The organism is Streptomyces globisporus (genome assembly GCF_003501885.1).
Taxonomy (GTDB): domain Bacteria; phylum Actinomycetota; class Actinomycetes; order Streptomycetales; family Streptomycetaceae; genus Streptomyces; species Streptomyces globisporus_D.
In genome coordinates this window covers 1-13,277 of the sequence record NZ_QWFA01000180.1, presented here as the reverse complement: position 1 = coordinate 13,277, position 13,277 = coordinate 1, and the positions used below count along the sequence as shown (strand labels likewise).

Genomic DNA, 13,277 nt, shown 5'->3' with positions numbered 1-13,277 from the left:
CCCTTCGCACCGCCCCGCCCACCCTCTGAGGACCATGTCCACCACACCCCCCGCCTCGGCCGCCGCCTCCGCTCCCGCTCCCGCGACGACGGCCCCGGAGACACCGCGCCCCGACCGGGCCGGACACCGCTACGACATCGACCTCGTCCGGCTGCTCTGCTCCATCGCCGTCATCGGCCTCCACACCGGCTCGGCGTTCGTGAACACCGTGGGCCGTACGGCGTCGGAGGGGCCCGGCACCTACTGGGCGGGGCTGACCGCCGACTCCGCCGGACGCTTCGCCGTACCGCTCTTCTTCGCCATCGCCGGCTGGGTGGTCCTGGTCGGGGCCCCGCCCAAGGACGGCGCCCGGCTGCGGCGGCGCATCGTGCGGATCGTCGTACCGCTCGCCGTCTGGACCGCGCTCTACATCGCCTGGGGCAAGCTGCGCGACACCAACGACGACCCCGTCCGCCAACTCGCCCTGGAATCCGTGTTCGCCTCGGTCCGCCCCGCCTACCACCTCTGGTACCTGTACGCCTATCTCCCCGTGATCATGGTCCTGGGGCTGCTCGTCCTCGTCCGGGCGGGCAAGCGGCCGTGGGGCCTCGGCGCGGTCCTGCTCGTGCTGGCGTCCGCCCCGTCGCTCCTCGGTGACCTGGCCGGGGCGATCGGCCGCGAACTGCCGCGCTTCGGCTGGGCGTTCGCGCCGTACCAGCTGATCTACGCGGTGCTCGGGGCGCTGCTGCTCGCCGCCCCGGCCGGGGCGTTCGGCAGGCGGCGGTGGCCCTGGCTGCTGCTCGCGGCGGCCGGTCTCGCCGGGGTGATCGCGTACCAGCACGAGGTGCACTACGCGATCCCGTACGCGCACGTCCTGGTGGCCCTGTTCAGTTGCGGGGTCCTGGTGTCCTTGCACGGCGTACGGGTCCCGGAGCGGATGCGCCCCACGCTGGCGCGGCTGTCCGAGGCGTCGTTCGGGGCCTATCTCGTGCACGTCCTCGTGCTCGGCGTCCTCACCGACGCCTTCGTCGGGGCGGACCTGGGCGGCCCGGCCGCCGTGGCGCTGGTGGCCGGGATCACGGTGGCCACGACGGCCCTGTCGTTCGGCGCGGCCCTGCTGTGGGGGCGGGCGGGGGCGAGCCAGGTACTGGGCTGAGCGCCCGGCCCCACGTGAGCCCACCAGGGCTGCGGCCGACGTGAGCACTCGCCTCGCAAGACCCCGGCCCCGCATGAGCCCCCCAGGGCCCCGGCCGACGCGAACGCCGCTCCCGGCCCTCAGCCCCTCCCGCCCCGCAGCGCCCGCGCTCGCCGGACCACCCGGCGCAGCGCCGGGTTCGAGCGCAGGAACGCCAGCCGGGCCGGGACCACGCCGGGCAGCGCGAGCGAGGCCAGGCGGCGGCGCTTGAAGTAGCGCCAGGTGCGGCTGTCCAGGTGCGCGGCGAGGTAGCGCTCGGCGGCCGGGCGCAGATCGGCGCGCACCTTCGGCCGCATCGCGAAGGCGACGGCGGCCAGCAGACCGTCAAACTCGGACCCGGATGAGGGCTTCCGGCGCGCGGCAACCGCCTCCGCATCGCCCAGCCCCGGCAGCACCGCATCCGCGAGCGTCGCCGCCGTCCGTTCCGGGTTCTCGTACGGGACCAGGCGCTCCAGCAGCAGCCCCGTGCCCGCCGTCGCCACCGGCAGACCGTGGAACCGGGCTGCCCCGAACAGCGCCGCCGAGGTGCAGCCCACCACCAGCGCGGGCCGCAGCCGGTGCACCAGCACCTCGGCCGGGATGGGCAACGGGCCGTCCAGAAACGTCAGTTCGACGCCCAGCCGGTCCGCCTCCGCGCGCAGCGCCGCCGGGTTCTCCCACGGGGCATACGGATCCGGCGCGTACACCAGCCGGGTGTGGCCGAGCGCCGTCGCCCCGCGCACCATCTCCCGCCGCAGCCCCGCCTCGTCGGCCGCCGGGATCAGCCCGGCCCCCGCGAGATCCTGCCCGAGCAGCAGCGCAGGCTCCTCGACGGCGGGCAACGCAACCTCTCCGTCCGCGAGTTCGGCGACGACGTTGGTGATCGCCTCGGCCGGAACGGTCCGCGGCTCCACCCCGTACTCGCCGAGCAGCAGCGGGCGCACCCCGGCGACCAGGTCCGGATGGAGCAGCCGCCGCACCCGGGTCCCGGTCAGCGGCGGGATCTTCTCCCCGGTCGGGCCGTACGCGCCGGGCCCCTCGGCGTACACATCGACCGGGGTGCCCGCGAATGCCTGGGTGAGGGCCCGGGCGGGACCGGCGTGCGGGGAGTCCACGACGAGCTCCAGCTCCTCCTCGCCGAGATCCCAGGCCCGCCGGAAGTGGCGTTCCCAGAGCGGGGCGTCGTCCGCCCGGGGGCTCCAGCCGTCCGGGTGGAAGGGGTCGATCGCGTCGTTCCACGAGAGCACCGCGTCGAACCGGGTGCGCAGCCGCTCGAACCCGACGCTCGCAGAGACGTCGGCGACGGCCTCCGGGGCCGGGCCGGTCCGCGACAGCAGCAGGATCCGGCGGTCGGGCTCGGTGAAGCAGCCCGCGTCGATCGCCGCGGCGAGCAGCACCACCGCCCCGGGCGAGGAGGCGTGGAAGATCCGGATGGTCATGCGGCCGAGGCCCCCTTCGTGGCGGCCGGACGGCGGCGCAGCCTGCGCACCCGGGTCGCCCGTGTCACGTCCATGGCGTCGAGCGCCTCGTCCAGCAGCCGCTGCGGCAGGCGGCCCAGGGCCGCGGTACAGCGCGCTTTCAGTTCACGGGCCACGGCCGGTTCGAATTTGTCCAGGTCGCCCAGATGGTGGGCGATGATCGCGCAGTACGTGCGTACGGCCTTCGGCAGAAACACCTCCGCCTCGCGGTCGGCGGCGGTCTCCGCGATCACCTGGTCGAATGCGCGGAGGAAATCGAGCTGGCGCACATCGCCGATCTGGGTGAGGGAAGTCGCCACCCCGCGCCGGTAGAAATGGCTGAGCAGGCCCAGGGCGGCGAAGGATTCCGCCTCGCGGTGCAGTCGCCAGATCCACGGCCGGTCCTCCGCCGTGCGCAGCCCGTCGGTGAAGTGCAGCAGCCCCCGGTCCAGCAGCCGCCGGTGGTAGAGGCCCGCCCAGGCGAACGCGTAGTCCACCGACGTGGTGCGGTGGGCGGGCAGGATCGCGGCCCGGGGGTCGCTCACCACACCGTGCGGTCCGTGCGGAACCCGGCGCACGGTGCGGGTCCTGCCGTTCGCCTGGACGTGGTCGGTGCGCACGAAGTCGCAGCCCAGCGCCTCGGTCCTGGCCACCAGCCGCTCGTAGTGGCCGGGGGCCAGCCAGTCGTCGCCGTCCAGGAAGGCGATGTACTCGCCGCGGGCGGCGTCCAGACCGGTGTTGCGGGCGGTCGCCAGACCGCCGTTCACCTCGTGCCGCAGCAGGACGGCCCCGGGGACCTCGTCCTCGGCCCGGCGCAGCAGCGGGAGCGTTCCGTCGGTCGAACAGTCGTCGACGAGAAGGAACTCGAAGTCCTCGCGGGCGTTGGCCCGCAGACTTCTCAGGGTGTCGGGCGCGTAGGTCTGCACGTTGAAGAACGGCACGATGACGGAGAGCTTAACCACGCGCATCACGTTAGGTGCGGCCCTGGCCCTTTCCTTTTCCGTAATGCGCCCAGCAGGTGAACAACGGCCGACGCACAGGTGAATCGCCTTTTCCGGAACGGCAATTGAGGGCCTATTTGCGGCGGTCCCCCAATCGTCGGCTCGCTGTTAACCATCTGTTGCCATCGCGTTGGGCCGCTCATCGAAATGCCTTCCTAACTTCTTCGACGTGCCCCCACGTACCAGCCATGAGGCCGAACCGGCCGAGACCCCCGCCGCCCGACCGGCGCTCCGGGTCGCCGTCCTCGCCGACTCCGACACCCGGTGGAAATGGGGCGCGCTCACCGCGCGCCGCCTGACCGCCGGGGCCGCCGGGGACGGGCAGGACACGCGCCCCGTCGACGTCAGCGGGCTGCTGCTGCGCGGCCGGGCCACTCCGACACCCCGCCAGCTCGCGGAGGTCGGCGAGGTCGGCATCGACGCCGAGCGGGTCCGCGAGGTCACCGCCGTCGAGTTCCTGCACACCGTGCGCGACGAGGGCTTCGACCTCGTCGTCCTCGCCCTTGTTGGCGGCGGCGTCCAGGCCATGCTGCACGGCATCGCCGCGCTGAACCTCCCGCGCCGGCCCGTCGTCGTCACCGGATACGTCGGCGTCGTCTACGAGAAGCTCGCCGACGGCCTCCTGCTGCGCCACGGGGCGGACGTCGTCCTCGCCAACTCGGCCCACGACGCGGAACGTTTCCGCGCGGTGTACGAGGGGGTGGGCGCCGACGCGTCGGCCGTCACCGAGGCCGCCCTGCCCTTCCTGGGCGGAGCCCCGTACCGGCCCGAAGAGGGCCGCGACACCGTGGTGTTCGCCGCCCAGCCCTCCGTACCGGCCTCCCGCGCGGACCGTACGTACCTGCTCCGCCGGCTCGTCGAGCACGCCCGGCTGCACCCGCGCCGCGAGGTGCTGCTGAAGCTGCGCTCCAAGCCCGGAGAGCACACCACCCACGTCGAGGAACTGCCCTACCAGAAGCTCGCGCAGCGGCTGCCCGGCGGTCTGCCGCCCAACTTCCGCCTGGTGTACGGGCACATGGGCGAGGTCCTGGACCGCACCGACCTTCTGGTCACCGTCTCCTCGACCGCCGCGCTGGAGTCCCTGCACCGCCGCATCCCGACCGCGATCCTCACCGACCTCGGCGTCCGCGAGATGCTCGGTAACCACCACTTCGTCGGCTCCGGGCTCCTCACCTCCTGGGACCGGCTCGACGGCGGGACCCGGCCCCGGCCGGACGCGGAGTGGGTGGCAGGGCAGGGCGTCGCCGCCGACGGCTCGTACGGCACCGCCTACGACACCGCCCGCGCCAAGGTCACCGCCCTCCTCGACGCCGGTCAACTCCCGCCGCTCGCGCCCTACTACACGCCGGCCGGCGCCCCCGGCTACCTCCCGGGCATCCTCGGCCGCCACCACCTGGCCCCCGACGGGACGCCCCTGCCCGGCGCGGCCGCGCCGCAGGAGCCCGGCCGGGTCCGGGGCGCTGTCCGCGAGACCGTCCGCAACGCGGCCCGCGGCGCCTACCGCCACGGCGTCCAGCGCGTCGCGCCGGTGATCCGCCGGATGGGGGACCTGTGACCACCACTTCAGGAACCGCCACCACACCAGGAGCAGCGATGCAGCCGCCCCCGACCGTCCTCGCCGTGATTCCCGCCCGCGGCGGATCCAAGGGCGTGCCCGCCAAGAACCTCGCCGAGGTCGGCGGTATCCCGCTGGTCGCCCGCGCCGTCCGCGCCGCCCTCGGCGCCCCCGAGGTCACCGACGTCGTCGTCACCACCGACGACGGGGCGATCGCCGAGGCCGCCCGCACCGCCGCCGCCGACCTCCGCGCCGCCCACCGGCTGCACTGCGTGGAGCGCCCCGCCGCCATCGCGGGCGACACCGCGACCAGCGAAGCGGCCGTGCTGCACGCCCTGGACGTCTACGAGGCGGAGCGGGCCCGCACCGTCGACGTGGTCCTCCTCGTCCAGTGCACCAGCCCGTTCGTCTCCCGCGAGGACATCGACGGCGTCGCCCGGGCGGTGGCCCACGAGGGGGCGGACACGGCCGTCACGGTCGCCCCGTTCCACGGCTTCGTCTGGCGCGACGGGCACGCGGTCGAGGAGAGCACGTACGGCGTCAACCACGACAAGTCCGTACGCCCCCGCCGCCAGGACCGCCCCCAGGACTACCTGGAGACCGGCGCCGCCTACGCCATGGACGCGGCGGGCTTCCGTACCCACCGCCACCGCTTCTTCGGCCACACCGCCCTGGTCCCCACCGACCCGGCCCGGGTGCTGGAGATCGACGACCCGCACGACCTGGCCCGCGCCCGGGCGCTCGCCCCCCTCCTGGACCCCTCCCCGCTTCCCTCCCTCGCGGACGTGGACGCGGTCGTCCTGGACTTCGACGGCACCCAGACCGACGACCGGGTCATGGTCGACTCCGAGGGCCGCGAGACCGTCGCCGTCCACCGGGGCGACGGACTCGGGATCGCCGCCCTGCGCAAGGCCGGCGTGCCCCTGCTGATCCTCTCCACCGAGCAGAACCCGGTCGTCGCCGCCCGGGCCCGCAAGCTTCGGATCCCCGTCCTGCACGGCATCGACCGCAAGGACGAGGCGCTGAAGCGCTGGTGCGACGAGCACTCCATCGCACCCGACCGGGTCCTCTACGTCGGCAACGACGTCAACGACCTGCCCTGCTTCTCCCTCGCCGGCTGGCCCGTCGCGGTCGCCAGCGCCCACGACTCGGTACGCGCCGCAGCGCGCGCCGTCACGACCACCCCCGGGGGCTACGGCGCCATCCGCGAGATCGCGGCCTGGCTGCTGGGCCCCACGTTGACCACCACCCCTGCCCCCACTGTCCCCACCACGTAAGGAAGCACCACCATGAGCACCTCCCGCCTGCGCACCTTCGGCACCCGCACCGCCGGCCCCGGCAACCCCGTCTACATCACGGGCGAGATCGGCATCAACCACAACGGCGACCTCGACAACGCCATCGCGCTGATCGATGCGGCCGCCGAAGCCGGCTGCGACGCCGTCAAGTTCCAGAAGCGCACCCCGGAGATCTGCACCCCGCGCGACCAGTGGGACATCGAGCGCGACACCCCCTGGGGCCGGATGACGTACATCGACTACCGCCACCGCGTCGAGTTCGGCGAGGCCGAGTACACCGCCATCGCCGAGCACTGCGCCAAGCGCGGCATCGACTGGTTCGCCTCCCCGTGGGACACCGAGGCCGTCGCCTTCCTGGAGAAGTTCGACGTCCCCGCCCACAAGGTGGCCTCCGCCTCGCTCACCGACGACGAGCTGCTGCGCGCCCTGCGCGCCACCGGCCGCACGATCATCCTCTCCACCGGCATGTCCACCCCGAAGCAGATCCGCCACGCGGTCGAGGTCCTCGGCTCGGACAACATCCTGCTCTGCCACGCCACTTCGACGTACCCGGCGAAGGCCGAGGAGCTGAACCTCCGGGTCATCAACACCCTCCAGCAGGAGTACCCGAACGTCCCGATCGGCTACTCCGGCCACGAGACCGGCCTCCAGACCACGCTGGCCGCCGTCGCCCTCGGCGCCACCTTCGTCGAGCGCCACATCACCCTCGACCGCGCCATGTGGGGCTCCGACCAGGCCGCCTCCGTCGAGCCGCAGGGCCTGACCCGCCTGGTCCGCGACATCCGCACCATCGAGCAGTCGCTCGGTGACGGCGTCAAGAAGGTGTACGAGTCCGAGCTCGGCCCGATGAAGAAGCTCCGCCGCGTCGCGGGCGTCGTCGCCGAGACCGAGAACGCGCCGGCCCCCGAGCCGGTCGCGGTCTGAGCGCCGACCGGTGAACCTCGCCTTCGTCGAGAGCCCGGTCCAGCTCCTGAACGTCCTGGAGTGGGTTCACACCCAGGGGGGAGACGACCCGGCCGCCACCACGGTCGTCGTCCTCCCCCCGGTCGACCCGATGTCGCGCGGTCAGCTGCGCCGGATGGCGGAGCTGGCCCGCGACGAGGGCATCACGGTCCGCTGGCAGGAGGCGCGCGGCGAGTCCGGCGCCCCTCTGAAGGCCCTGCGCGCCCTGGCCGGCCTGGTCCGGCGCGCGGACCACATAGTGATCGGCGACCCGTTCTCGCGTTACGTCCAGCTCCTGCTGACCCTGGTCCGCGCCGACCGCCTCACCGTGGTCGACGACGGCACGGCCACCATGGAGTTCGTGGCCCAGCTGGCCCGGGGCGAGCGCCTGACCCGCTGGCACCGCCGGGGCCGCACGGGACCGCGCGAACTGGTCCTGGCCCCGGTCACCGCCACCGCCCGCCGCCGCTTCACCCCGACGGCCCGCCACACGGTCGAGGTGTTCACCGCGATGCCGGTCGAGGCTCCGTCCGGCATCACGGTCACCCCGAACACCTTCGCCTGGACCCGGGCCCGCTTCGGCCCGCCCAGCATCGGCAAGGGCGCCGACCTCGTCGGCACCTCCCTGGTCGAGACGGGCGTCGTCGACCCCGTCCCGTACCAGGAGGCGGTGGCCTCCCTGGCCCGCACCCACGGCGCCACCCGCTACTTCGCCCACCGCCGCGAGTCCGCCGAGAAACTCCACGCCCTGGAAGCCGCCACCGGCCTGGAGATAGTCCGCCCGGACCTCCCCCTGGAACTGATCGCCCGCCGCGGCCCCATCGGCCGCACGATCGTCAGCTTCCCCTCCACGGTCGTCCACACCCTCCCCCTGGCCCTCGCCGGCACGGGCGTGAACGTCGCGGTCTGCGACATCGCCCCGGAATGGCTCCGCGCCACGGCTTCCCCACGCGCCCAGGGCTTCCTGAGCGGGGTCACGGAGACGGCACGGGGGGTGCAGCGGCTGACCTCGACGGCCCACGCGTAGGGCCCCCGCAGTGGCGGGGGCCCCGGGAGCCGGGCGATCCCCGGGGGAACACCCGGCCGATCAGGTGAGTCACCCGATCGTCCGTCCCTCCCCGAAGCCGAAGCTGCCGTCCGCCGCCACACGGCCCGGCCACAGCGTCAGGGTGCCGTCCTGCGTACGGCCGTGCAGATCGGCGACACCGTCGCCGTCGAGATCGCCGACCGTGTCCAGCACGGGACGGGTGGCCACGGTGAAACCGGTGCCGATCTGCACGCGGTTCGCGGGGTCGCCCCAGACGGCGGGGTCCGGTCCACCGTCCGTGCCGCTGCCGCCGTGCACGCTGTAGAGGTCACCGGTGGCCTTGTCACGGAGCCACAGGTCGGCGAGGCCGTCACCGTTGACGTCGCCGGGCGCGAGGACGGTGAAGTCGTCCCAGTCCGAGCCGTCGGCCGCCACCGGCACGTCCAGCTGCGTCCCGTACAGGCCGTGGTAGATCCACAGCAGCCCGCCCTCCAGGACGAGGAGATCACTCCTGCCGTCACCGTTCAGATCGCCGGGGGCGATCACCTGCTCCGCGTTCGCCCAGTGGTCGTCACCCGTCCAGCCGGGCTCGCCGACACAGCCGTAGTCCTCGTCCGGGACCGGGCAGTCGACCGTCAGAAGCTGTCGGCCGCGGACACCGTCGACCCTCCCCAGGCCGCTGTTGGGATGGACCCAGAGCTGCTTCCGCCGCGTGCCGGGGTTGTACTCCAGCGTCACCAGGTCGACGTATCCGTCGCCGTCCCAGTCGGCCCGATAGGCGGTGCCGGCCCCGGGCGCGGTCAGCCCCGCGTCGGTGGCGGGGGCGAAGGTCCCGTCTCCCCGGCCCGCGTAGGTGAGCAGCTTCCCCCGGTCGTCCAGGCTCCAGATGTCCTTGGCGCCGTCCCCGTTGAGGTCGCCGGGGGCATCGGGAGTGGTGATGCCCTGGGCGTAGAAGCGGTACGTGGTCGTGTCCGAGCGATTGCCGGAGCGGTCGACGCTGTAGACGTACAGCATGTGCGGGCCGCCCCTCAGCGGGGTGGCCGTCACGTCCGCCGTTCCGCCGGGGGAGACGGAGACCTCCCGCTGCTGCGCGTCGAAGGTGCTGTACCAGACGTACCCGACGACATCGTCCACGCCGTTGGCGCCGAAGGTGAAGGTGCCGGGAGTGCGGGCGTCCCCGGTCTCCGCGGGCCATCCGGCGTCCCCGTCGGGGAACTCCTCCGAGGAGACGGTCGGCGGCCGGTCCGGTCGTACGCGGTCGACGGAGAAGAGGCAGTAGTCGGTCCAGGCGGAGGAGGCCCCCGCCTGGTCCGTGGCACGAACCCGCCAGCGGTAGTCACCGGAAGGCAGGTCGACCGAAGAGGCCGAGGCGGTGCCGCCCGCCGCGGCGGCCACCGAACGCTCGGCCACCGGGGCCGTGCCGTCCGCGTCGAAGACCTGGAACTGTGCGGTGAGTGAGGGCGAGTCGGCGTCGTCCACCCGGGCCATGAGAGTCGCCCGGGTGTTGCCGATGAATCCACCTGCGCACGCGGTTTCGGGGCTCGTGGCCAGGCGGTCCGGTATCTCGGGGGGCGCGTTCACCTGGCGCGCGCCGCCGGTGGACGCGGCGGCACGGGATTCCTCCGGCGCGGCCGCGGCGGGCGGAGCCAGGACGGCGACCGTGCTGAGGGAAGCGGCGACAGCCACCAGGAGTGTGCCGTGACGGATCCGTCTCCTCCTCGTCCGTCTCCCTCTGACCGGGGTGGCGTCCGACCGACTGTTCATAGCGCTCCTCACAGGATGTTCACGCTTTTTCGCGATCCTATGAGGGCCCCTGTCGCAGTGTCCTGTGCCTTTCCCACCGGGGTGCGCACCCCGCGCCGAAAGAGGAATCGGTATACCCGCAACCACCCTGCGTCACACGTCCTCACCCGAACTTTGTTCGCCTGCACGGCTGAAATTTCCTGGATCCATGGCCAGTTGAGGGGGCAAGGGGCCTACGCTTCATAAGGTGAACCAGTTGAAGTCCCGCGCCTCCCGCCCCCACAGCCTGGCCGACCAGCCCGGGGGAGGTGCGCTGCCCGGCCGGCTCGGTGAGGAACTCCGTGCCGAGCTGATCGCCTTCCGCCGGGATCTGCACATGCACCCCGAGCTCGGCAACCAGGAGTTCCGGACCACCGCCGCGATCAAGGACCGGCTGGAGAAGGCCGGGCTGAAGCCCAGGGTCCTGGCCGTCGGGACCGGTCTCATGTGTGACGTGGGGGAGTGGGACGGGGCGACGCCCATGCTGGCGTTGCGGGCGGACATCGACGCGCTGCCGATCCCGGACACCAAGGCCGGCGTGCCCTACCGGTCCACCGTGCCCGACCGGGCGCACGCCTGTGGCCACGACGTGCACACCACCACAGTCCTCGGCGCGGGCCTCGTGCTCGCCGATCTCGACCGGCAGGGGCTGCTGCCCAACGCAGTGCGGCTGATCTTCCAGCCCGCCGAGGAGGTCCTGCCCGGCGGCGCGGTCGACGCGATCGAGTCCGGGGTGCTGGAGGGCGTCGGCCGGATCATCGGCGTCCACTGCGACCCGAAGGTGGACGTCGGGCGGATCGGGCTGCGGATCGGGGCCATCACCTCGGCCTGCGACCGGCTGGAGATCACCCTCGACGGGCCCGGCGGCCACACCGCCCGCCCCCACCTCACCACCGACCTGGTCACCGCCGCCGCCCGGATCGCCGTCGACGTGCCCGCGCTGCTCGGCCGCCGGGTCGACGCCCGCGCCGGGCTCGCGCTGACCTGGGGCCGCCTGGAGACCGGGCACGCCCCCAACGTCATCCCGCAGCACGCCGAGCTGTCCGGCACCGTCCGCTGCCTGAATCTGGACGCCTGGCGCGAGGCCCCCGACCTGGTGCACGCCGCCGTGGACGAGGTGGCCGGAATGCATCGGGCCAAGACCGTCATCAACTACGTGCGCGGCGTGCCGCCCGTGGTGAACGACGCCGAGTCGATCGGCCTGCTGGACGCCGCGATGACCGAGCGCCGCGGATCGTATGCGATCGAGGACACCGAGCAGAGCCTCGGCGGCGAGGACTTCTCCTGGTATCTGGAGCAGGTGCCCGGCGCGATGGCCCGCCTCGGCGTCCGGACCCCGGGCGACACGCGCGGGCTCGACCTGCACCGCGGCAACTTCGACGTGGACGAAGAGGCCATCACCGTGGGGGTGGAGCTGTTCACGGCCGCCGCCCTGCTCGACGGCGGCCGTTCGTGAAGCGTTGACACAGTCTTCGTAGGCCGTTCGTGGACTCCTGTGCCGCCTTGTGGGTGGCTTCTGTTCGCGACGATCCGATAACGGCTTCCGTACGTGCTCTTATCTGACATCTACGCGCGTTACGATCGCGGCGAAACCAGCGCCGGAAGAGGCGCTTCGGTCAGGTTTGAAGGAGCCTTCCCTTGCGCCGGATCACCAGGATCACCACCGTGGGTGTCGCGTCCGCGGCACTCGCGCTCAGCGTCACCGCGTGTGGCGGAAACTCGTCGGACGCCGGTTCCGGCTCCGACGGCGACAAGGCCGCCATCGCGTACGACATCGGCGGCCGCGGCGACCAGTCGTTCAACGACGCCGCCTACGCCGGACTCGAGAAGGCGGAGAAGGACCTCGACGTCCAGGGCAGCGAGGCCGAGCCCTCCGACGGTGAGGGAGACGCGGACAAGGTCCAGCGCCTCACCGAGCTGGCCCGCTCCGGCAACAACCCGGTGATCGGCGTCGGCTTCGCCTACGCGCCCGCCATCAAGAAGGTCGCGCCGAAGTTCCCGAAGACCACCTTCGGCATCATCGACGACGCCTCGGTGACCGGCGAGAACATCGCCAACATCGTCTTCAACGAGGAGCAGGGCTCCTACCTCGCCGGCGTCGCCGCCGCCAAGGTGACCAAGTCCAAGACGGTCGGCTTCATCGGCGGTGTCGAGACCCCGCTGATCAAGAAGTTCGAGGCGGGCTTCGTCCAGGGCGTCAAGGACACCGACGCCTCGGTCAACGTGCTTCCCCAGTACCTGACGCAGCCGCCGGACTTCGGTGGCTTCTCCAAGCCCGACCTCGGCAAGGCCGCCGCGCAGGGTCAGCTCGACAAGAAGGCCGACGTGATCTACTCGGCCGCCGGTCTGGCCGGCTCCGGTGCCATCGAGGCCGTCTCCAAGGCGGGCAAGTGGAACATCGGCGTCGACTCCGACCAGTACCAGCAGAAGGGTCTCGCGCCCTACAAGGCGTCCATCCTGACCTCGGTCACGAAGGACATCGAGGACGCGGTGTTCAACCTGATCAAGTCGGTCCAGGACGGCAAGCCGCAGACCGGTGAGATCCGCTACGGCCTGGACAAGAACGGCGTCGCCCTGTCGATGTCCAACCCGGCCTTCGCCGACATGAAGGACGTCATCGCCGCCGTCGACACGGCCAAGCAGGAGATCATCGACGGCAAGATCACCGTCAAGACCGCTCCGTAAGGCCGAACGCCTGACGGCCCCTCCCGGGCCGTCGCCCCGGCCGGTTTCCCAGGCCCTGTCCGTACGCCGCGCGGCTCACGCCGCCGGTGACGGGCAGGGCCGCGGGCCAGCCGGCCGCCCGAGCCGTTCAGGGGCTTCGGTCAAGACCCTTGCAGGGGCTTCACCGAAGGCCCACGGCACCCGCGGCACCCGCAGTCCGCAACCCTCAGTCTCAGTACGACCGAAGAAGATCCGCCTCTCGCAGTGCTCTCCCGCCCGGTCCGGACCCCGCGTCCGGACCGTCACGTGCACCCGTGTTTCACGATTCGGCAGCGCTACGCGTGTAGACAGTCCTCCGGCGCGATAACTTCACCCCCGCCCCCCAGGGCCCCCGAGCC

Annotated in this window: 10 protein-coding genes; 7 read left to right on the top strand and 3 right to left on the bottom strand. The window is 72.7% G+C overall.

Annotated elements, in window-relative coordinates; all coding sequences use genetic code 11:
- Positions 1-34 precede the first annotated feature (34 nt).
- Complete coding sequence (locus tag D3105_RS26735; protein WP_118905560.1) at positions 35-1,135, top strand: acyltransferase; 1,101 nt, start codon at positions 35-37, stop codon at positions 1,133-1,135.
- A 119-nt stretch (positions 1,136-1,254) separates the two neighbouring features.
- Here D3105_RS26735 and D3105_RS26730 read toward each other — a convergent pair whose 3' ends face one another.
- Both D3105_RS26730 and D3105_RS26725 read right to left on the bottom strand, forming a co-directional pair.
- Positions 1,255-2,592 (bottom strand): polysialyltransferase family glycosyltransferase, encoded by a 1,338-nt coding sequence (locus tag D3105_RS26730; RefSeq protein WP_118905559.1) that lies wholly within the window; start codon positions 2,590-2,592, stop codon positions 1,255-1,257.
- Positions 2,589-3,572: a glycosyltransferase family 2 protein gene (locus D3105_RS26725; protein WP_118905561.1), complete on the bottom strand. Its 984-nt coding sequence runs from the start codon at positions 3,570-3,572 to the stop codon at positions 2,589-2,591. Before D3105_RS26725 ends, D3105_RS26730 begins: the two co-directional genes overlap by 4 nt.
- Before the next feature lie 208 nt (positions 3,573-3,780).
- Between D3105_RS26725 and D3105_RS26720 the strand changes: the two genes are divergently transcribed.
- The 4 genes from D3105_RS26720 to D3105_RS26705 are packed head-to-tail and all read left to right on the top strand — an operon-like array spanning position 3,781 to position 8,433.
- Positions 3,781-5,166 carry a DUF6716 putative glycosyltransferase gene (locus tag D3105_RS26720; RefSeq protein WP_118905558.1) on the top strand — a complete coding sequence of 462 codons (1,386 nt, stop codon included), beginning with the start codon at positions 3,781-3,783 and terminating at the stop codon, positions 5,164-5,166.
- A gap of 38 nt (positions 5,167-5,204) precedes the next feature.
- Positions 5,205-6,443 (top strand): acylneuraminate cytidylyltransferase, encoded by a 1,239-nt coding sequence (locus tag D3105_RS26715; protein ID WP_118905557.1) that lies wholly within the window; start codon positions 5,205-5,207, stop codon positions 6,441-6,443.
- 12 nt (positions 6,444-6,455) lie between these two features.
- Positions 6,456-7,388 (top strand): N-acetylneuraminate synthase family protein, encoded by a 933-nt coding sequence (locus D3105_RS26710; protein ID WP_032763659.1) that lies wholly within the window; start codon positions 6,456-6,458, stop codon positions 7,386-7,388.
- Between the two features lie 10 nt (positions 7,389-7,398).
- Entirely contained in the window at positions 7,399-8,433 is a 1,035-nt protein-coding gene (locus D3105_RS26705; protein ID WP_118905556.1) for a hypothetical protein, read from the top strand.
- Between the two features lie 69 nt (positions 8,434-8,502).
- On the opposite strand, the gene D3105_RS26700 is transcribed toward D3105_RS26705, so the two are convergent.
- On the bottom strand, positions 8,503-10,119 hold the full coding sequence (locus tag D3105_RS26700) for an FG-GAP repeat domain-containing protein (protein WP_165891090.1): 1,617 nt from the start codon (positions 10,117-10,119) through the stop codon (positions 8,503-8,505).
- 313 nt (positions 10,120-10,432) lie between these two features.
- Here D3105_RS26700 and D3105_RS26695 point away from each other — a divergent pair, with 313 nt between their 5' ends.
- Entirely contained in the window at positions 10,433-11,671 is a 1,239-nt protein-coding gene (locus D3105_RS26695; protein ID WP_118905554.1) for an amidohydrolase, read from the top strand.
- Positions 11,672-11,853: 182 nt separating this feature from the next.
- Entirely contained in the window at positions 11,854-12,900 is a 1,047-nt protein-coding gene (locus D3105_RS26690; protein WP_118905553.1) for a BMP family lipoprotein, read from the top strand.
- Positions 12,901-13,277: the final 377 nt, after the last annotated feature.

Excerpts from the sequence above, each read along its gene's own strand:
- D3105_RS26735 (WP_118905560.1), top strand. The coding sequence starts at position 35 with ATGTCCACCACACCCCCCGCCTCGGCCGCCGCCTCCGCTCCCGCTCCC.
- D3105_RS26730 (WP_118905559.1), bottom strand. The coding sequence starts at position 2,592 with ATGACCATCCGGATCTTCCACGCCTCCTCGCCCGGGGCGGTGGTGCTG.
- D3105_RS26715 (WP_118905557.1), top strand. The coding sequence starts at position 5,205 with ATGCAGCCGCCCCCGACCGTCCTCGCCGTGATTCCCGCCCGCGGCGGA.
- D3105_RS26710 (WP_032763659.1), top strand. The coding sequence starts at position 6,456 with ATGAGCACCTCCCGCCTGCGCACCTTCGGCACCCGCACCGCCGGCCCC.